Annotated in this window: 18 protein-coding genes and 1 tRNA gene; 9 read left to right on the top strand and 10 right to left on the bottom strand. The window is 59.0% G+C overall.

What is annotated here, in order from left to right:
* Positions 1–362 precede the first annotated feature (362 nt).
* The gene (locus HMPREF2849_RS11215) at positions 363–539 is read left to right on the top strand and encodes a hypothetical protein (protein ID WP_005510144.1); all 177 of its coding nucleotides are present in this window, start codon (positions 363–365) and stop codon (positions 537–539) included.
* Positions 540–578: 39 nt separating this feature from the next.
* Here the strand turns inward: HMPREF2849_RS11215 and HMPREF2849_RS07300 are convergent, their stop codons facing one another.
* Both HMPREF2849_RS07300 and HMPREF2849_RS07305 read right to left on the bottom strand, forming a co-directional pair.
* A complete protein-coding gene (locus HMPREF2849_RS07300) occupies positions 579–1,841 on the bottom strand; it encodes a lipase family protein (RefSeq protein ID WP_246822132.1) in 1,263 nt (420 codons plus the stop codon).
* A 62-nt stretch (positions 1,842–1,903) separates the two neighbouring features.
* Entirely contained in the window at positions 1,904–2,836 is a 933-nt protein-coding gene (locus HMPREF2849_RS07305) for an HhH-GPD family protein (protein WP_016421454.1), read from the bottom strand.
* 29 nt (positions 2,837–2,865) lie between these two features.
* Here HMPREF2849_RS07305 and HMPREF2849_RS07310 point away from each other — a divergent pair, with 29 nt between their 5' ends.
* Positions 2,866–3,498, top strand: a complete 633-nt coding sequence (locus tag HMPREF2849_RS07310) for a carbonic anhydrase (protein ID WP_042388218.1) — start codon at positions 2,866–2,868, stop codon at positions 3,496–3,498.
* 4 nt (positions 3,499–3,502) lie between these two features.
* The gene (locus HMPREF2849_RS07315) at positions 3,503–4,213 is read left to right on the top strand and encodes a hypothetical protein (protein ID WP_016421452.1); all 711 of its coding nucleotides are present in this window, start codon (positions 3,503–3,505) and stop codon (positions 4,211–4,213) included.
* On the opposite strand, the gene radA is transcribed toward HMPREF2849_RS07315, so the two are convergent.
* Both radA and HMPREF2849_RS07325 read right to left on the bottom strand, forming a co-directional pair.
* Complete coding sequence (gene radA, locus HMPREF2849_RS07320) at positions 4,210–5,769, bottom strand: DNA repair protein RadA (protein WP_016421451.1); 1,560 nt, start codon at positions 5,767–5,769, stop codon at positions 4,210–4,212. The two genes, HMPREF2849_RS07315 and radA, sit on opposite strands and share 4 nt — an antisense overlap.
* A 292-nt stretch (positions 5,770–6,061) precedes the next feature.
* Complete coding sequence (locus tag HMPREF2849_RS07325; RefSeq protein ID WP_070862822.1) at positions 6,062–6,748, bottom strand: hypothetical protein; 687 nt, start codon at positions 6,746–6,748, stop codon at positions 6,062–6,064.
* Positions 6,749–6,902: 154 nt separating this feature from the next.
* On the opposite strand from HMPREF2849_RS07325, the gene HMPREF2849_RS07330 reads away from it, so the two are divergent.
* The 3 genes from HMPREF2849_RS07330 to rlmB all read left to right on the top strand — a co-directional run bounded on the left by HMPREF2849_RS07330 (position 6,903) and on the right by rlmB (position 10,023).
* A complete protein-coding gene (locus tag HMPREF2849_RS07330) occupies positions 6,903–7,478 on the top strand; it encodes a CarD family transcriptional regulator (RefSeq protein WP_016421449.1) in 576 nt (191 codons plus the stop codon).
* A 139-nt stretch (positions 7,479–7,617) separates the two neighbouring features.
* Entirely contained in the window at positions 7,618–9,021 is a 1,404-nt protein-coding gene (cysS, locus tag HMPREF2849_RS07335) for a cysteine--tRNA ligase (RefSeq protein WP_042388940.1), read from the top strand.
* 57 nt (positions 9,022–9,078) lie between these two features.
* A complete protein-coding gene (gene rlmB / locus HMPREF2849_RS07340) occupies positions 9,079–10,023 on the top strand; it encodes a 23S rRNA (guanosine(2251)-2'-O)-methyltransferase RlmB (RefSeq protein WP_016421447.1) in 945 nt (314 codons plus the stop codon).
* A 555-nt stretch (positions 10,024–10,578) separates the two neighbouring features.
* On the opposite strand, the gene HMPREF2849_RS07345 is transcribed toward rlmB, so the two are convergent.
* The 3 genes from HMPREF2849_RS07345 to HMPREF2849_RS07355 are packed head-to-tail and all read right to left on the bottom strand — an operon-like array spanning position 10,579 to position 13,144.
* A complete protein-coding gene (locus HMPREF2849_RS07345; RefSeq protein WP_016421446.1) occupies positions 10,579–11,451 on the bottom strand; it encodes a metal ABC transporter permease in 873 nt (290 codons plus the stop codon).
* Entirely contained in the window at positions 11,451–12,131 is a 681-nt protein-coding gene (locus tag HMPREF2849_RS07350; protein WP_016421445.1) for a metal ABC transporter ATP-binding protein, read from the bottom strand. Before HMPREF2849_RS07350 ends, HMPREF2849_RS07345 begins: the two co-directional genes overlap by 1 nt.
* A 2-nt stretch (positions 12,132–12,133) precedes the next feature.
* Positions 12,134–13,144 (bottom strand): metal ABC transporter solute-binding protein, Zn/Mn family, encoded by a 1,011-nt coding sequence (locus HMPREF2849_RS07355; protein ID WP_016421444.1) that lies wholly within the window; start codon positions 13,142–13,144, stop codon positions 12,134–12,136.
* A 317-nt stretch (positions 13,145–13,461) separates the two neighbouring features.
* On the opposite strand from HMPREF2849_RS07355, the gene HMPREF2849_RS07360 reads away from it, so the two are divergent.
* Complete coding sequence (locus HMPREF2849_RS07360) at positions 13,462–14,568, top strand: LacI family DNA-binding transcriptional regulator (protein WP_016421443.1); 1,107 nt, start codon at positions 13,462–13,464, stop codon at positions 14,566–14,568.
* Positions 14,569–14,671: 103 nt separating this feature from the next.
* Complete coding sequence (locus tag HMPREF2849_RS07365; protein WP_016421442.1) at positions 14,672–15,295, top strand: flavin reductase family protein; 624 nt, start codon at positions 14,672–14,674, stop codon at positions 15,293–15,295.
* Here the strand turns inward: HMPREF2849_RS07365 and HMPREF2849_RS07370 are convergent.
* From HMPREF2849_RS07370 to HMPREF2849_RS07380, 3 genes are all read right to left on the bottom strand, one after another.
* Positions 15,277–15,753, bottom strand: a complete 477-nt coding sequence (locus tag HMPREF2849_RS07370; protein WP_016421441.1) for an META domain-containing protein — start codon at positions 15,751–15,753, stop codon at positions 15,277–15,279. The two genes, HMPREF2849_RS07365 and HMPREF2849_RS07370, sit on opposite strands and share 19 nt — an antisense overlap.
* 14 nt (positions 15,754–15,767) lie before the next feature.
* Positions 15,768–16,145 (bottom strand): hypothetical protein, encoded by a 378-nt coding sequence (locus tag HMPREF2849_RS11220; protein ID WP_016421440.1) that lies wholly within the window; start codon positions 16,143–16,145, stop codon positions 15,768–15,770.
* A 277-nt stretch (positions 16,146–16,422) separates the two neighbouring features.
* Entirely contained in the window at positions 16,423–18,051 is a 1,629-nt protein-coding gene (locus HMPREF2849_RS07380; protein WP_016421439.1) for a threonine/serine exporter ThrE, read from the bottom strand.
* A gap of 359 nt (positions 18,052–18,410) precedes the next feature.
* Here HMPREF2849_RS07380 and HMPREF2849_RS07385 point away from each other — a divergent pair.
* Positions 18,411–18,486: transfer RNA gene (locus HMPREF2849_RS07385), tRNA-Thr, on the top strand.
* Positions 18,487–18,630: the final 144 nt, after the last annotated feature.

An 18,630-nucleotide genomic window follows, 5' to 3' on the forward strand; every position in this document is an offset into this window, starting at 1 on the left:
GGTCTGGTTACGCATATAAGAGACACGCCCTAGCTGTCGTCATTGTTCGGCGCGCTGTGGCGGTGGCCGGTTTCATGAGCTCACTAGGGGCGGTCACAAATAACGGATTGAGGCATCTATGGCGCAGGGACGGCGAGTTCAACGACATCTGCAAGGCGAAGTTACCTTCACCAATATGAGGCAAGGTCGGTAACGTTGATGCCGATGAGCGGTGCCTTGGCCGATTCTGAGGAAGATGACGGGCGTTCTCGGCAGCGCTGACGGTATCCTGAGCGTTTGTATCTGGCGACATCAAAAGTACTGCCGATCAGGCCACTGCCGAGGCAGAGGCCGAATCTGATAACTCCGAGGGAGAGAACTAAATGGGGATTCAATTTCGCAAGAAGCAGAACCTGGACAAGGACACGTGGCTGAACTACTCGGGTTCGGGAGTCTCTGGTTCTAAGCGTATCGGCCCAGTGACAATTAACAGCCGTGGCGGGTACACCGTCCGACTGGGCAAGGGCCTAACCTTCCGTGGTCGCTGGAAGAAAAAGTAGCTGTACTTGCTAGATGGAGGAAAGTGGCGGTTGTCGCCGCTAGTACCCCATTTTCTGATTCACCCAGGCAAGCATCTCTTCGTGGGTGAGCACGTAGGCAAGGCCGTGCGTCCCATCACCGAGGTCAGTGTCGACCTCCACGTAGGTGATGTCGGCGCCGGCCTTTTGCCACTTCTGCACAAGCTCGCGTGCCGACGTCACGGGTAACACATCATCCAATGCATTATGGGTAACGAACACGGGCATACTGGGAGTCTTTGTGCCCAGAGCCTGCTCGTCCACGTGGCGTCGAACGACGGGGGAGAGCTCGGGCGAGCGCAGATTCTCCGCTATCCCCAAGTCATTGGCAGTAAATGCCTTGGTGTCATTGCGAGGCCAACGTTCGACAGTGGCGCCAATGCATTCATCGGCGGTGAGCTTCAGGAAGTCCTGCCCGAGCGGGCTCAGCATGCGCTCGATTGGTTCTTTTGTCTCTGGGTACTCTGCAATCAAGCCGTTCATGAAGTAACCGACGAGCCCCGCCAACGCCGAGCCGCGAATATGCAGCGCAGTGTCGGTGAGATCGGCCGGAATAGCCCCGGCGTAAACAGCGCGGATGTTCAACTCCGAGGCGTACTCATCGGCTAGCTCGGCGGCTGCAGCGGTGGCACCTCCGCCCTGTGAGTAGCCGAAAAGCGCAATGGGAGTATCTGCAGGTAGTTGTAAAGTTTCAATAGCCGCTCGCGCCATATCGAGCGTGTTATTCCCGGCAACCTCACGGTTGAGATACGGATGTACCCCGGGCGTGCCGAGCCCCTGGTAATCCACGATGGCAACATTCCATCCCTGTGCCAGCAACTGAGGTGCCGGAGGCGTCGGAGGTGCTTCGTAGCGCAGCGCAACCGAACTGGCACAGTTATCGGCCATCCCGAGAGTCCCCGGCGCAATCACCGCCAGAGGCCGTGGGGACTTCTCCGACCAGCGGGCATAGGGCTGCAATATGGTACCAGATACCGCTGTTTGGCGGTGGTCGCGTGCACCTGTGGAGGAAAACACGACCCGCTGTGCGCGTGCGGGCGCATTGACCGGGAATGGCGTCTGCGTAATTACCTGCCCCGGAGGCAATCGCTTCACCGTAGAAGAGTCAGAATCCGAAGAACCGAAGCCAGTCGTTCCTAGACCATCCACCGCCGAGCAACCACCGAGCGTTCCCACGCTAGAGCCCAGAAGAGCAACTCCAAGCACTGTGCTCAGCGCAATTCTGCGCTTACTAGCCCCAAAGAGACAGCGCTGGCGCTGAGGTCGATGGGGCGTGGCATTCATGTGTCTAATTCTAGGCAACGCACTTGTTCGAATCTGGTCTTTACCGGAGCATTGCCTCGGCTTTAACGGGGCAACTGGAAGCGGCCATCGGAGGTTTGCTCCGCAAGTCCGTCGTCAAGCAGGGAAAACAGTGCGCGGGAACGCTGATGCGCATCATCCCAGACCGCATCCAGAGCGGCCTGTTCGACGGGGGAGTCGGCGGCGCGGAGCACGTCGAGAAGCAAGCCCCGGACTTGACGGTCGGTGCCTTCGAACTTCTGCACACGCCGTTTAGCAGCGGCGATTTCGTGGTCTTCGGGTTCGGGGCGACCGGCGGCGATCCAGGCGCAACTGGTAGCGATGGGGCAGACCTCGCACTCGGGTGTCGTTCGGCAGACGGTAGCGCCGAGTTCCATGAGTGCGACGGAAGTCTCGGCTGCAGTCGTGGGGTCGAGTGGTAGGAACTCTTCGACGAGGGTCATGTCGGCGCGTTTGGCGATGCCGGGAAGGTACGTGCCCTGGCGGTGTCGCCGGAGTACGCGGCGCACGTTGATGTCCACCACCGGCGTGCGCGCGCCAAAAGCAAACGCCGCTACCGCCCGAGCGGTGTAGTCTCCTACCCCCGGAAGGGCTAACAGTGTGTCCACGTCACTCGGCACTTCGCCGTCGTGCTTTTCGACGATCTTTTCTGCGCATTCACGCAGCCGGAGTGCACGTCGGGGATAGCCGAGTTTTCCCCACATACGCAGGACTTCATCTTTGGGGGCGACTGCCAGATCGGCTGGGGTGGGCCATTTTTCCAGCCAGGCGCGCCACGAGGGGATGACGCGGGCGACGGGAGTCTGTTGACTCATCACTTCGCTGACGAGCACAGCCCATGGTGAAGTGCCTTTTTCACGCCAGGGAAGTGGCCGCATATTGGCGCGATACCAATCGCGTAAGGCGGCATCGACGTGTTCGTCGAAGTCGTCGGATTGGTTAATTGCAGAGGTCAATCTACATTCTCGCTTTCCCATAAACAGCGGAGTCGTTGCACAATATAACTATGAGCAATTCTGAGAGGACTCCTGAGAGTGTATGGCAATCGATGGTGCGCGGAAACCTCCGCTTCTGCGAGAGCAAGACGGCGCATCCTCGCCAGGACTTGGTTCGTCGTAAGCAGCTGACGCAGGGGCAGAAGCCGAAGGCCGTTGTGCTGGCTTGCTCGGATTCCCGTGCACCGGTGGAGATTATCTTCGATCAGGGCCTGGGCGATGTATTCGTGATTCGTACTGCCGGTGAGATCACCGACCTGTCGGTGCTGGCTTCGCTGGAATTCGCAGTTGATGGTCTGGGAGTTCCGCTGGTGATTGTTCTCGGCCACGAGTCCTGCGGCGCTGTGGCTGCGGCGAAGAATGCACTGGACGGTGGCGAACTGCCGGGTGGTTTCCAGCGTGTGCTGATTGAGAAAGTCACCCCGTCGCTGTTGGCGGCTCGCAAAGATGGCGAGACGGAAATCGACGAATTTGAGCGGCGCCACGTGCGCGAGATTGTTAATCACATTATTGATCGCTCGCCAGAGATTTCATCGCGCTTGGTGACCGGCGAGGTGGGCGTTGTCGGTATGCGGTACCGCTTGGAGGACGGACGCGCTGAGACCGTCGTTACCCATGGAGTCAGCGAGAACCCGCTAACCTAAATGTGTGACCAATAAGCTGCCTCCAGAAATCTACCGGCGTCGGCGTATCGCCGCGGCGGTGTTGCTCGTTATCATCCTCGTTCTCCTGGGCTGGGGTATTTCCGCACTGGTAAACCGGGACAGCGAGGATTCTGAACCGGTGAATGTCACCAGGGATGACGGGAAAGAGGTGACCCCTCCGGAACAGCCCAAGGAACCTTACGCGCCTAAGTCTGACAAGGACTCGACGAAGGACAAGTCTGACAAGGATGCCAAGACGGACGCTAAGGAAGGCGAAGATTCCGCGAAGGATGACGCTCAGGCGGCGCTTGCGAACAAAAAGGACTGTAGCCTTGCAGACCTGCAGGTGACAGCCACCTCGGATCAGCCGAACTACGGCGATGAGCAGCCGACTCTGGCAATTACCGTCCACAATCCCACCGGCGGTGAATGCCGCGTGAACCTCGATGAGCAGCAGTTGCGCTTCGAGGTGTACGACCTGGCAACGTACGAGCGCGTCTGGTCGGATGTGGACTGCAATGACTCCGAAGGCCACGGTGAACTGGTATTGGCACCGGGCGAGGAAGTCAACTATGCCGCCACCTGGTCGCGTCTGACCTCGGCGCCGAACAAGTGCTCCGAAGAAGACCGCGTCCCAGCGCCCTCCGGGTCGTACATCTTCTACGGCGTGATTGGTGACAACAACTCTGACGCCTACACGTTCAACATGCGCTAGCGCTTAGTTCCCAACCCAAGCTCAATGGCCTCGGCAACGGTGCCTGCTTCCAGCAGCCGCATCCCCGCCGGGCCTTTTGCGCCTCTGGGCACAATTGCCGTGTCGAAGCCCATTCGATGAGCTTCCTTAAGCCGCCACTCCAAATCGGTCACTCGGCGCACTTCGCCGGCCAACCCCAGTTCGCCGAGTGCAATGGTTTTGTCCTGGAAGGTCCGCTTAGTCATGGATGAGGCCAGTGCCAGCGCGATTGCCAGGTCCGCGGCAGGCTCCGACAGCGTCATACCGCCGACGGTGGACACGTACATCTCCATGCGGGCCAACTGCTTGAAGTTTCCATGTTCAGTCAGCACGGCCGCGACCATCGGCACGCGGCGAGGGTCGAGGCCAGAGACATTGCGTCGCGGGTTGTGCGCCTCGGTATTGATTACCAGGCCCTGCACCTCCGCCAGCAGCGGTCTGCGGCCATCCATGGCCACGGTAATTGCAGTTCCCGAGGTCGGCGTTCGGTGATGCAAAAACAGCCCCGAGGGATCCTCAACTTCCGCAATGCCGCCCGCCGTCTGCTCGAAGCAGCCCACTTCATCGGTGCTTCCGAAACGGTTTTTCAGGCCGCGCAAGAAGCGTAGCCCCGAATGCCTATCACCCTCGAAGTTGAGCACCACATCAACCAGGTGTTCCATTGTGCGCGGGCCGGCCACATTGCCGTCCTTGGTCACGTGTCCTACCAGGAAAATCGCAGTTCCGGTCTCCTTTGCCAGCGCCGCCAGCGCAGAGGTTACGGCGCGAGCCTGGGCAACGCCACCGCGAGCACCTTCGACGTCGGCACGCATCGTCTGCACAGAGTCCACAATGAGCAGACCGGGGGAGAGCTCCAGCGTCAGATCGATGACGTCCTCGATATTCGACACTGCCGACAGGTACAGCGAGTCCGACAGTGCGCCAGTGCGCTCGGCACGCAGCCGCACCTGACCGACCGATTCCTCACCGGTGACGTAAAGCGTCGGCCCCAAATCGCCGTCCGCGCAGCGGTAGGCCACTTCAAGTAGCAGCGTCGACTTACCAACCCCCGGTTCGCCTGCCAAGAGCACCAACGAACCCGGCACAATACCGGAACCGAGCACTCGATCCAGCTCGCCGATGCCCGTGCGCACCGCGTGCGCAGCCTTGGCGGAAATCCCCGTGATCGCGGTCAACTCGGAAGATGAAGTGGGGATTCGATCTGTTGCGGAGGTCTCGGCGAGGAAACGTTCCTCCGCCTCGTCGTCAAGCGCGCGCTGTGCTAGACGCTGGCTTTCAGCCGCGACGGAAGTGGAAGATGCTTTACGACGACCACCCCGCGCGCCGGGTTCCGTCGCGGCAGCGCTACGGCGACGTTGCTTGGCTGCCCGCGCGGCAATTTTGTCCTCCAGCGTGGAGGCGGACTTCCCACCGCTGGAGCGGATAGTGACCTTCTCTAGCGTGCCCCACTCTTTGCAGTTGGGACATTGGCCGACCCATTTCGACACCTGCCAGCCGCATGCTGAGCATTCGTAGGCTTCGTCTTTGGTCTTGGCCACGGTGCAACCACCTTTGCTTCAAGAGAGGGGACACGACAGACTCCACAACGTGTGTTGTGCGGTATGCGGTGAATGTCGCGAGAAAATTTACCCCAGATACGCGAGAGCGGGCCAGGGCAGTGTCAATGACTTGTGTCAAGGATGACTGTACTGCCGTGACCCGTATCAAGCGACCAATCGCCCATGCCCGCTCGATGAAGCGCCTCGCGTTATTTGCGGGACAGGACTGCGCTGTACCAGCGCCTAAAAGTGCGCTGCGCGCGAACAGCGCAGGAACACCACTGTGCTGCGATTACTTGGATTCAATCATGCCGTCAGCACCGCGGTTCGGTGCGCCAGCTTCCAGAATGTCAGCAGAGATGGTGATGTCCAGGTCGTAGGTGTTGGTCTGGCCCTGCGGGTCAGTGAACTCGAAGGTGGCCTCGCGGTTCTGGCCAGCAGCGCTGCTCTTGTCGCCAACCAGGGTGCTCGGGTCCAGCTCATTGGTGTAGTACGCGATGCAGCCGGTGTTGTCCTTGGCGGTCTTAGCCAGCGGATCGATGACGGACTTCGGGCCGGCAACAATCTGGCACTCACGCGGCAGGGAGTCCTCGCCCTTTGCAGCCTTAGCGAAGGAAGGTGTCTCAGCGACCTTCTTCAGCTCAACCTCGCCGATACCTTCAACGGTGACGGACTTCAGCTTGTAGACCGACTCGGTAGCGCGCTGCTGGTTGCTGGCGGAGAACTTCAGACCAGCGGTACCAGCCTCCGGGTCAACCAGGATATGAGCGTCGCGGATGTTGACGAAGTCAAGAGCCGAGTTGGTGTTCTCAGCACCCTTGCCGGCAGCATCTTCGCCGCCGTTCATCGCACCGTCTACAGCCGGGTGCTGATTTGCGGTCTGCGAAATCTGACCGGCGCCACAAGCAGCAAGTGCAACTGCGGATGCTGCGGAGACGGTGATGAGGGCGCTGCGGCGAAGTACGGACTTGAAGGCCATGACTAGATTTCCTCCAGTAGCTTGAGGATGGGCGATAGGATTTTCAGTATTTAAAGAACACCTTAGTGTCTTCCTAAGATGTTCTCATACTACCCGTAAAATCATGGGGGGACATGATAGGGTGGAAGGCCGTTGGAAAGGGCGTGTGCATTACATGGAATTCAGCATTGGGGATACCGTAGTTTATCCGCACCACGGAGCTGCGAAAATCGAAAACATCATTGAACGAGAGCTTAACGGTGAGACCGTTCAGTACCTCGTACTGCAGATTCTGCAGAGTGATCTGAATATCCAGGTGCCCGCCAAGAATGCCGAGCTGGTCGGTGTCCGCGATGTTGTCGGTGAAGAGGGGCTGCTGAAGGTCTTCTCCGTTCTGCGTGAGACCGACGTAGAAGAGGCCGGCAACTGGTCCCGTCGCTACAAGGCCAACCAGGAGCGCCTGGGTTCGGGCGACATTAACAAGGTCGCTGAGGTAGTTCGTGACCTGTGGCGCCGCGATCAGGATCGCGGTCTGTCCGCCGGCGAAAAGCGTATGTTGAGCAAGGCTCGCCAGGTTCTCGTCGGTGAGCTCGCGCTTGCCGACGGCGTTGATGAGGCCAAGGTCGAGGAAGTTTTTGCCCGCGTCGATGCCACTATCGAGCGTCACCGCGCGCTGGCACAGGAAGGTACCGCCGGTGAGAAGAAGGACGAGGCCGACGATAAGCCGGTGGACCTGGACGCAGACGCATAAGTCGTTTCCCTTCCTCGGTTCCTTCCAGTAGGGATTTTCTGCACTTTTCCGGTTAACGGCTAGCGCACATACATTGCCCGTGTGCGCTAGCCGTTTTCTCTTTTTCACCCGTATCTATTTCCCCGCTATGCTCGGGGCTGTGACTTTTCAAATCTTCGATACCGCAACCCGCCAACTGAAGGATTTTGAGCCTCTCCGCGAGGGGCATGCCTCCATTTACCTGTGCGGTGCGACCCCGCAGGCTCAGCCGCACATTGGCCATGTTCGCTCCGGCGTGGCCTTTGATATCTTGCGCCGTTGGCTGATCGCCAAGGGGTATGACGTCGCCTTTGTGCGCAACGTCACCGATATCGATGACAAGATTTTGAACAAGGCCGCCGAGCACGGCCGTCCTTGGTGGGAGTGGGTCTCTCGCTTTGAGCGCGAATTTACCTGGGCTTACAACCAGCTCGGTGTTCTCCCGCCGAGCGTTGAGCCGCGCGCTACCGGGCATGTCACTCAGATGGTGGAGTATATGCAGCGTCTGATGGATAACGGCTTCGCCTACGCTGTCGATGGCAGCGTCTATTTCGACGTGGATGCCTGGTCCAAGGCTGAAGGCAGCGACTACGGCAGCCTGTCCGGCAACCGCGTCGACGAGATGGAGCAGGGCGAGACCAATACTCCGGGCAAGCGCGGTGCGCACGATTTCGCACTGTGGAAGGCTGCCAAGCCGGGCGAGCCCTCGTGGCCGACGCCGTGGGGCAATGGCCGGCCGGGCTGGCACCTGGAGTGCTCCGCCATGGCCACCTACTACTTGGGCTCGGAGTTCGACATCCACTGTGGCGGCCTCGACCTGCAGTTCCCGCATCATGAAAACGAGATTGCGCAGTCGCACGCAGCCGGCGACGGCTTTGCTCGCTACTGGATGCACAACCACTGGGTCACAATGGCCGGCGAAAAAATGTCGAAGTCGCTCGGTAACGTGTTGTCCGTGCCGCATATCCTGACCATGGTTCGTCCGGTTGAGCTGCGTTACTACCTCGGTAGTGCGCACTACCGCTCCGTGCTGGAGTACTCCGAGGAGGCTCTGCAGGAAGCGGCAGCGGGCTACCGTCGTATCGAGGCGTTTATGCACCGTGCCGTCGATAAGCTCGGCGATATAGAAATCGGTGAGTGGACGCCGGCGTTCGAAGCAGCGCTCGACGACGACCTCGCCGTCCCACGCGCGCTCGCGGAAATCCACAACGCTGTTCGCGGAGGTAATCAGGCGCTTGCCGACGGCGACGAGACCAAGGCCAAGGAGATTGCCGGTGCTGTCCGCGCTATGGCCGCAGTCCTTGGGTTCGATCCGCTGAATGAGCAGTGGGCAACCTCCGATTCCGGTTCCGATGCGGCAATGCATGCGCTCGGTGTGCTGGTTGAGCACCAGTTGGAGGAACGCACCCGGGCTCGTGCAGAGAAGGACTGGGCTACGGCTGATGCTGTGCGCGACCGTCTGAAGGAAGCGGGTATCGAGGTAACTGATACCGCGGATGGTCCAGCATGGTCTGTCGCTGACTAGGGCTGAAAAGCTGGCTTTAGGCTAAAGAAAACTATTAACAACAGGAAGCAGGTAGCTATGGCAGGCAACGGTCGTCGTGGTGCAGTGCGCAAGGCAAGCAAGAAGAACGTTGGCGGCTCCGGTGGCCAAAAGCGTGGCTTGCGTGGCAAGGGGCCGACCCCGAAAGCAGAGGACCGCGTTTATCACGCAGCTCATAAGCGGGCGAAAGAGAAGCGCCGCCGTGACTCGGGGCGTCATGAGCGCAAGGGGGATGGCACCGAGCTGGTAGTTGGCCGTAACCCGGTCGTGGAGTGCCTGCATGCAAAGGTGCCAGCGGCCGCGCTGATTGTGGCGCTGGGTACCGACAATGACGAGCGCCTGCAGGAGTCAGTGCGTATTGCTAACTCCCGTGGTATCCCGATTCGCGAGGTACCCCGCCACGAGTTGGACACCATGACCGGCAACACCATGCACCAGGGTATCGGCCTGCAGATTCCGCCGTACAAGTACGCATCTGTCGAAGATCTGATTGATTCTGTGGCCCAGACCGGTGAGCCGGGCCTTATCGTCTGCCTGGATAACATCACTGATCCGCGTAACCTGGGTGCGGTCATTCGCTCGGTGGCGGCCTTTGGTGGTCACGGTGTGGTGATTCCGGAGCGTCGCTCGGCTGCCATTACGGGCGTCGCCTGGCGTACCTCTGCTGGTACTGCTGCGCGTCTGCCGGTTGCGCGGGCGACCAACATGGTGCGCTCGCTCAAGCAGTTCCAGAAGGCTGGTTACCAGGTCGTTGGACTGGATGCCGGTGGCGATCACACTCTGGACACTTACGACGGCACCACCCCGGTGGTTATGGTCGTCGGCTCTGAGGGCAAGGGACTTTCGCGCCTGGTGCGCGATACCTGTGACACCATCATGTCCATTCCGATGACCGGTTGGGTTGAGTCGCTCAACGCTTCCGTTGCTGCCGGCGTGACTCTGAGTGAGTTTGCCCGCCAGCGCCGGGCTAAGAGCAGTCAGTAGCGCATTTGATACCCCCGTAGGCGCCATTATCAATTCGTTATAGTAATGGCGTTTACGTGGGGTATTTTGCGTTCTAAATGGCGGCCGGTACTTATGGCTACCCCCAGTAGTTCAGCGCTTTAAAGATAATTCTATTTCCGGCGTGCGCTGCAGAAATGACGGCGTTATTATCACTTCCAACAGAAAATTATCCGTAGTTTCCTGAAGGGGAGGGCGGGCATATCATGCTCCTAGAAATGGGGGGCGTAATTGGCCGTAGTTTAGGGAAGCGCACGGACCTAGCGGTGGCTTGTACAGCTAGCTTTGGGTCACTGAGATGTCAGACCACGACATCCTCAGCGTTAGTTTTTCTGTCTGCCGGGGCAACCCATTTCGGCAGTCTCGCAGTCTTAAAAAGAGCTGGGGGTATTGGAGTCTGCTTTTAGAGAATCCAGCAAAAATACGGGCAGCCCCTCGGTGGCGAGAGGGAAGGTGCGCACCTTCTCCGCAATCGTCACTCGAGGGGCTGCCCGATGTTTTTGTTGTTTTAAAAGCCACTCCGAAAAGCGTATGTGTCTATTTGCTCCACTTGGCAGCCTGGACGTCGTCACGCGTTGCCTTGCGCGATTGCACCGTTCCGATGGCGTAGCAGATCAGGTAGATGACAAATGCGATTGTCGTCACTAGAACGCTGACCGGGATGCCCGGTGCGAGTGAGAGAACAATGCCGCCGACGGCCGCGACCTCGGCGAAGATGGTCGACAGGATGATGGCCTTTACAGGAGAGGCGGTGACGAATGCGGCCGCAGCACCAGGGGTGATGATGAGGGCGATGACGAGCAGAGAGCCGACAATCTGTACGCCCTGGGCGGCGACGAGACCGGTGAGAATCGCGAAGTAAATCGATAGCGCCTTCACGTTGACACCACAGGCGGCGGCCATGATGGGGTCGGCGGAGGCGAATAGCAGCGGGCGCCATTTCCAGGTAACGCCGCCGACGACGATGACCGCGACGATGGCCATCGTCCATAGAGAAGTGTCAGTCAGACCAATGATTTGGCCGGTGAGAAGTGAAAACGCGGTACTTGTCCGGCCGGGGTAGAGGTGGATAAACAGCACCGATAAGCCCATGCCGAAGCTCAAGACCACGCCCACGACCGCATCTTGGCGCCCTCGAAGCGACAGTGCCGCCAGGACTATTGCGATGAGCACCGAACCGATAATGGCACCGCTGCTGACACTGACACCAAGTAGTAGGGCCGCGGATGCACCCATAAGTGCCAGCTCGCTGGTGCCGTGGACCGTGAAACTCATCTGTCGCATGACGATCAGGGGCGAAATGATGCCGGAGATTAGCCCGAGTAGAGCTGCCGCGATGAGAGCATTGTGGACGAACCCGACTTGGAGCAGAGCAGCGGTGTCGGAGAAATACTGAGTCAGTAGGGTCATTAGACGATAACCAGCTTTCCCTCGACACGGGCAACCGCAATGTTGGTTTGGTAGAGCTCCGAGAGCGTCTCTGAAGTGATAATTTCCTCGACTGACCCGACCGCATGTCCGTGCGGCGTCAGGTAGAGCACCCGGTCACAGACGCCCAGGATGGGGTTGATGTCGTGGGTGACAAAGACGACTGCCGTGTCGTTTTCCCTCCGATGCCGGTCCAGGCGCTCGACCGTGGTCCGTTGCGCCGCAGGGTCGAGGGAGAGCAGAGGCTCGTCGCAAAGCAAAAAATCTGGTGCCGAAACGAGCGCCTGCGCCTGACGGACAAGCTGCTGCTGACCGCCAGAGAGCGTGCCGACGCGACGGCCTGCAATACCGCCCGCGCCGACAAAGTCCAGCATTTCGTCGGTGGCGGAGCGGTTCTTGCCGGCCGCCAACTCGACGAGGTCGCGAACCCGAATGGGCAGTGAGGGCTCGAACATCCGCTGCTGTGGAATGTAGCCGAGGTTCCCGTCGACTTTTACTGAACCGTGAGTCAGCTGGCGCATGCCAAGGGCAGCGGTCAGCAGCGTGGATTTGCCGACGCCATTGGGGCCCAGGATGGCCAAGAACTCGCCGGGCTCGATATTCAAATTGAGACCGGACCACAGCGGCTCGACGGCTGCGTCAGTAAAAGTCAGTGAGGGCAAAGTTATGCGGACTCCATATCGGAAAGGGTTTTCTTGTAGAGGTCAAAGAACGACTGGTCAGCGCTCGGCGACTCAAAAACATCGACGATTTTAACGCCCTTTGCCTTGGCAGCCTCGACGAGTCGCTGCGAGACCTGGTCGTGGGTCTGCGGTGCGTCGATGAGGTAGTCCAACTCGCCGGACTCAATCAGCTTCAGCATTTCATTGACATCGCTTGCCGACGGCTCGGACTCATTCAGTGTGGACTGACGGTAGCCCTTCGGGGTGATGTCCTCGACCTTCGTGTCCTTCAGGATGTCATCGGCCAGCGGGTGAACCTGAGCAACCTTAGCGGCCTTGAGCTTGCTCTTGGCCTCTTCGATGTCCTTGATTTCCTTATCGACGGCCTTGGTGTCGGCCTTGGCGCCCAGCTTGGTCAGAGCTTCGGCGAGCTGCTCTGCAGTTTCTTCAACCGCATCGGTGTCGTACCAGACGTGTTCGTTGGCTTCGCCGTCATGGTGGTGGTGCTCGTGGCCTTCGTGGTCGTCGTGACCTTCGCCATCATGCTCGTGGCCTTCATGGTCGTGCTCGTGGCCCTCGTGATCATGGTCGTCGTGGCCCTCGTGATCATGGTCATGTTCGTGGTCATGGCCTTCTTCCTGCGGCAGCGCAGAGATGATGACCTTGTCCTTTGCGTCACGCAGAGAGGAGGTCAGCCATGCGTCGTAATGCCCGCCACCTGCGACGAGAATATCGGCGTCCTCTACCTTTGCCATGTCGGCTGCGGCCGGTTCGTAGGAGTGAGGGTCGATGTCGTTGGACGCGATAATCGGGTCGATGGAGACCTTCTCGTCGTCGGTGACTGCGTCGGCGACGTCTGCCCAGACCTTGGTGGAGGTGACCACCTTAATGGTGTCTTCGGACTTGCCCGCGGACGTAGCGCTGTCATCATTGCTGGAGCATGCGCCGAGACCTGCGACGAGGCCGGCGCTGGCGACTAGCGCCGCGATGCGCGTGGAAAAGCGTGCCTTCATATATGTATCCAATCCTGTTGCGGGCTGAATTATTCCTTTTATTCAGCTCCTGAGCATCAACCGCTATTGAAAACAGTTGTCTTTTAGTTCAAAGAACATAGTAGGGGCTGCGGAGACCCAGTCACAAGGCGGGCCTCTGCCGGAGTGGCCGAAATGACAGTCGCGCACATTCGTTGGGTAAAGTTGTCCGCGATTAGATGCGTGTGATGCTCGTTGTAGTTCTTTTCCATAAAATCGAGGTTTTCTACCTGAGGTAGCTGGACGAAGATATCTGAGCGGGCAGTCGCTGTTGGTTTTTCAAGAAGGGTCGGTATTCCGTGCAAAGTCGGCGTCGTCGTGGCACCTTGGCTTCCATCGCTGCAGAACTTGGGGTCTCGCGCACGACTGTGTCCAACGCGTACAACCGCCCTGACCAGCTCTCGGAGAAGTTGCGGGAGCACATCTTGGAAACTGCGGAGCGGCTTGGCTATCCCGGGCCGGACCCAATGGCTCGCGGTCTGCGCATGCGCCGGGTTGGCGCCATCGGCGTGCTGTTCACCGAGCACCTCCCGTTCGCTTTTGAAGACCCTGCGTCGGTGGATTTTCTCGCCGGCCTCGCAGAGGAGCTCGGCGAAATGGGCGACTCCATGTTGGTCATTCCAGCTTCCTCCGAGGAGGGCGGGGACGTAGATCTCAATCTGATTCGGCAAGCGGTGGTCGACGGTTTCGTGGTCTACTCCGTCGCGGACAACGACCCGTTCCTCGCTGCCGTGCGCGCCCGTGGCTTGCCGACGGTCGTGTGCGACCAGCCTGCAGATGCGGTGGCTCTACCGTTTGTGGGCATCGATGACCGTGAGGCCATCAAGCCCGCGGTGCGACACCTGACTGAACTGGGACATCGCAAGGTGGGAATCTTGTCAGTGCGATTGTCGCGTACCCCGAACTCGGGATATGTCACGGAGAAGCGGCTGGCAGAAGCTCATCACCAGGTGCAGAAGAACCGCGTCGAAGGTGCGCTGGAAGCGCTTGCCGAGGCTGGTATTCAGCAGGTGGATGTGCCTATCATCGAGCGCCACCTCAATGACCGCGAGAATAACCGCGATGCGGCTCGCCAGCTGCTGACCGACAACCCGGATCTCACGGCGGTGGTCTGTACCACGGATACTCAGGCAATTGCGGTCTTGGAATATGCCAAGGAGAACGGAATTCGTGTTCCGGAGGACCTGTCCATCACAGGCTTTGACGGAATCGAGCGCGCCCTCTTCCACAAGCTGACCACTGTAATTCAGCCGAATAGGCAGAAGGGCATTGCCGTCGGCCGCGCGCTGGCCGAGGAGCTTGAGGCCGCACGCGAGGACAGCGGTCGCGCTCCTCGCGTCTTGTTGGAGACTGAGTTTGTCGTTGGATCGACAACCGCAGCGCCGTCGGCACCGTCAGCCGGGTAGCGGGCCGACGAGGGTAACAACATCGTGGCGCTATCGGGGGCTCTTGGGGTGGTAAACCCCACCTCGTCTTTACTGTGTTCGGATTCAGATTAAGGTCTATTACATGACAGATTCAACAAATTCGAGCACCGACCGATCAGCTGCGGCTCTCAATAGTCCGGAAGCTACCCGCGACGACCATGTCGAACTTGGCGGCCCCGTCGAATTGGATGAAATGTCTATCCGTGGCGCGATGAGTGAGTTCACCACTGGCGTGACCATTATCGCCACCGAGGATGAAGGCGAAGCGTACGGTTTCGCCTGCCAGTCTTTTTCCTCGCTGAGTCTCACTCCACCGATGGTTCTGTTTACTGTCATGAAGACCTCGCGGTCCTGGCCGCATATACGGAACGCTGGACGCTTCTCCGTCAATGTGTTGGCCGAGGATCAGGAGGATATCTCGGCAGCCTTCGGCCGCAGTAATGGCGAAAAGTTCAAGACGGGGAAGTGGACCCGCTCTGAGCTGGGCAACCCTTTATTGCACGGCTGCTCCGTGTGGATTGATTGCACCGTCGTCGATGTTTACGAAGGCGGCGATCACTGGATTGTGACGGCGGATATTGTGGCTATCGGCAAGCGTGAAGAAATCAATCCGCTCATTTACCACCGCGGTTCTTACGCACGGGTTTCTCACCCCGGCACCGATGCGCCTGTCGATCAGAAGTGGCGTCAGCGCCCCTCGGTGTAACCCGAAGTTGTCGCAGTCCAGCCACGGCGATCCTCGCCTGGCTTGGGGTCTTTCATCTCTCGCATGCGCAGACCATTGTTGTCCTGCGTGTAGACGAATTCGCCCGCCACAATCTTGTGGAAACGCTCCGAATAGGTCTGCGCCTGGTCTGAGCAGTCCAAACTGCGAGTCTGCTCCGGGGTACCGAATTCGACCGCCTCGCCCTTCCACTGCAGCGAACCAGAGCCGTTGCCACAGGAATCAGCGAAGGTATATGTTGTCTGCCCCAACGTAATAGTCGGCGCCTGAGTTCCGTCCGGCACACCGTGGGGCAGGTTTGGGTCATCAAAGATCGCGGTTATCTGCCATTGCTTGCCGACGATCTCCGCTGCCGGCTTTGCCTGGCATGCGGTAGCCGTCATGGACACTGCCGCAACGACAGCTACTGCGGCAACCGCTTTTTTCCCGCTCCGACCCATGCTGCGTGACCCCGTTAGTTAGCTGCCTTCTTGGTGGTCTTCTTAGCAGCCTTCTTCGTCGTCTTCTTAGCGGCCTTCTTGGCAGCCTTCTTCGCCGTCTTACGAGTGGTCTTCTTTGCGGCCTTCTTGGTCGACTTCTTCGCAGTCTTCTTAGTGGACTTGCGTGTGCGCTTTGCGGTCTTCGGAGCGTTTTCCTTCTCGTATTCCTCGTGAACCTTCTTGAAGCTCAGGCCTTCCTTCTCCACTCCGAGCATGCACATCAGAGTGACGGCATCGTAGAAATCCTCGGCGAAGGTAGCAACAATTCGCCGTGCGCCAGCAGCGGTCTTTTCTTCGACCTTGTGAAGAGCCTCGTTCTGAGCAGTGCGAGTGTCTGTGACCTTCGGTGGCACGAATCCTCCTGGCAAGCATGGCCTTAATTGCGCCCCATACACCTACTTCTGCCAGCCATCTCGCCACATGCTCCCGGCACTGAGCTCAACCGAGTTCAGTGAAGAAGGAATGGGATTGTGATGACGCAGTTTCAGCTTTAAGCGCTACTTACAATTCAAAAACCTTATTCTACCACGTTGTTGATAGGTCGCGCGGTGTGGATAATGCTCCCATGGATACGGCTAGTCCACGCAGCGGCTGTCCCGCGGATTGAGCAGTGGCTGCCCCGCGGAATGGCTAGTCCACACGCGGGTTCATACCGCCCTTGAAGCGGTAGTTGCGTGGACGGCGAGGCTTGTTCCGCGGATTCACAGGACGGATGCGACGCATACCGGCCCGGATTGGACGGGTCAGGCCACTGTCTTCGCGCAGTGCGCGAGGGCGACGGAGCCTGCGCGCCATCCATTCACCGAGGACAATACCCGCAGCTAGTGCCGTCGCAATGCCTAGCGCTGAGGCTAGCGCCGTAAACCCCTTGGTCGGGTGGTCGTGCAGCAGTGCGTGCATACCGCGGTAGATCGTCATACCCGGAAGCAGCGGGGTTACGCCTGCCACTGCCGTAATCAGCGGCGGGATGGACCAACGTCGTGCCAGCAGGCCACCGATGAGACCAATCAGCGTTGCTGCCGCGCCTGCGCTGGTCACCGGATGAACTCCCAGTGGAGTCAACACGTAGTAGTAGGTCATCGACCCCAGCAGAGCGACCGTTCCGGACACTGACAACGCGGTGAACCCAGCATTCGAGGCCAACGCAAATGCGATTGAGGCGGTAGTTCCCGCTATCACCCTCACTGTCGCCTGTGCCAGGTTGAGGTCAGAACCCGCGATGACGTCGGGAAGCGGAATGCCCAGCATTCCGGAAAACTCGATGCCCATTGCGATGCCAGCGACGATTCCGCCGGTCAACAACATGGTGTCGAAGAAGCGCGCGGAGCCAGTCACAGGTGCGCCGGTGATGCCGTCTTGCAGTGCTTGCACGAGGGTTAGGCCGGCGAGCATCACGATAATTCCCGAGGCGATCAGCCTGGATGGCTGCATCTCAAAGGGGAGATACGCCTGCGCCGCATTGAGCACAGCAGCGGAGAGCGTGGCAATGAGACCGCCGACTGCATTCTGAAAGAATGTGGGCAACTCGCGGGCAGCGAGTTCACCAATCACGATGACGATGGCCAGTGTGACCGCAGCCGCGATAAGGGCGACCTCGAAACTCGAGCCGAGCAGCACTGTCACAGATGAAGCCAGCAATGCCCAGCCAGTGTAGATGACGCGGAGGCGGTATTTTGCGGGCTCACGCTCGACCTTGTCGATAGCCTCAATAGCCTCCTCCAAGCTCAGGTGGCCCGCGCGAATTCGGCGGATGACACGGTCGGTGTGACGCAAGCGCTCGAAGTCGGGCACTGGTGCGGTGACAACGCGCATCGCGGTAATAGGGGTACGGCGCGCGCCGATGAGGTGGTAGACCGTCACGGAGGTCAACGTGATATCGACTTGGATTTGGGTGAGGCCATAGGCTGAGGTCACGGCCTTAATTTGTAGCTCGGTATCGCGGTTGCCCGAGCCACATGCCAGCAATAGCCCGCCGATGCGAGCAGCGAGATCGAGTACGGCCGTGACCTGACTCGGGTCGGAATAATCGATCGGTGCCAGCGGCAGCGGGGTAGTAGTCGAGTGCACTAGGTCGACAGTTGCCGTTGGGCCGGAAACGAAATCAATCACGCGCTGCTTGAAGGTGGACTGACCTTCGATTGCAGGAAACTGGGTCTGCGGAGTGTCGTCGTAAGAGACAGTGGCTTCAGCGTCGTAGAGATCATTCTTCGCAGCGGAGTTTTCTCCGGCGTTGGAATTGCTGTCACCAGCGAATGACATGTCGACACTTCCTTTCCCCGATACTGCCTGGGGTGCATTGCAGTGATGCTGCAAAGACGCGATGCGGAGACGTTGCAGAAACATAGCCCCAGTGATTTAGCGATAGTCACACTACCCCGTCAGTGACCGAGAATCTTAATTCGTTTTTGAGGCGGTGAATTTGCCTATCTGAGCGGGGCTTTTAGCGTGTGGAAAAGTGTTCAAGAAGTGCGGTTGCAGTTTTCCTGTGGTGTCGTTTTTAACTTCTGCTTGCCAACCTGTACAATCGCCTGTCAGCGGCACAGCTGAGTTCGATTCTCAGGTTGACTCTGATTCTTTCGAGCCAGCGACGGCTAACGCCAAAAGGTCGCTTTAAAGTTGCCGGGATGGCGCAATTGGTAGCGCAACTGATTTGTAATCAGTAGGTTACGGGTTCGAGTCCCGTTTCCGGCTCCAAAACTCCAGGTCAGGAAGTTTTCCGGCCTGGGGTTCTTTGGTTTAAAGGGTGCTCGCGTCCTTTTTGGGTCCTTTTTCGTCGCTCCAATGCAAAAACCCCCGCGCCAAGAGGGGTTAAGTAAAGAAAAGTGTGTCTTTTCCGGG

This window comes from Corynebacterium sp. HMSC073B01, assembly GCF_001838255.1.
GTDB lineage: Bacteria > Actinomycetota > Actinomycetes > Mycobacteriales > Mycobacteriaceae > Corynebacterium > Corynebacterium jeikeium_D.

What these genes read in the sequence shown, in the direction of transcription:
- HMPREF2849_RS07380 (WP_016421439.1), bottom strand. Translation starts at nt 18,051, where the DNA reads ATGTCATTCGCTGGTGACAGCAATTCCAACGCCGGAGAAAACTCCGCT.
- HMPREF2849_RS07300 (WP_246822132.1), bottom strand. Translation starts at nt 1,841, where the DNA reads ATGAATGCCACGCCCCATCGACCTCAGCGCCAGCGCTGTCTCTTTGGG.
- HMPREF2849_RS07365 (WP_016421442.1), top strand. Translation starts at nt 14,672, where the DNA reads ATGACAGATTCAACAAATTCGAGCACCGACCGATCAGCTGCGGCTCTC.
- HMPREF2849_RS07355 (WP_016421444.1), bottom strand. Translation starts at nt 13,144, where the DNA reads ATGAAGGCACGCTTTTCCACGCGCATCGCGGCGCTAGTCGCCAGCGCC.
- HMPREF2849_RS07330 (WP_016421449.1), top strand. Translation starts at nt 6,903, where the DNA reads ATGGAATTCAGCATTGGGGATACCGTAGTTTATCCGCACCACGGAGCT.
- rlmB (WP_016421447.1), top strand. Translation starts at nt 9,079, where the DNA reads ATGGCAGGCAACGGTCGTCGTGGTGCAGTGCGCAAGGCAAGCAAGAAG.
- HMPREF2849_RS07370 (WP_016421441.1), bottom strand. Translation starts at nt 15,753, where the DNA reads ATGGGTCGGAGCGGGAAAAAAGCGGTTGCCGCAGTAGCTGTCGTTGCG.
- HMPREF2849_RS07310 (WP_042388218.1), top strand. Translation starts at nt 2,866, where the DNA reads ATGAGCAATTCTGAGAGGACTCCTGAGAGTGTATGGCAATCGATGGTG.
- HMPREF2849_RS11215 (WP_005510144.1), top strand. Translation starts at nt 363, where the DNA reads ATGGGGATTCAATTTCGCAAGAAGCAGAACCTGGACAAGGACACGTGG.
- HMPREF2849_RS07305 (WP_016421454.1), bottom strand. Translation starts at nt 2,836, where the DNA reads ATGGGAAAGCGAGAATGTAGATTGACCTCTGCAATTAACCAATCCGAC.
- HMPREF2849_RS07325 (WP_070862822.1), bottom strand. Translation starts at nt 6,748, where the DNA reads ATGGCCTTCAAGTCCGTACTTCGCCGCAGCGCCCTCATCACCGTCTCC.
- HMPREF2849_RS07345 (WP_016421446.1), bottom strand. Translation starts at nt 11,451, where the DNA reads ATGACCCTACTGACTCAGTATTTCTCCGACACCGCTGCTCTGCTCCAA.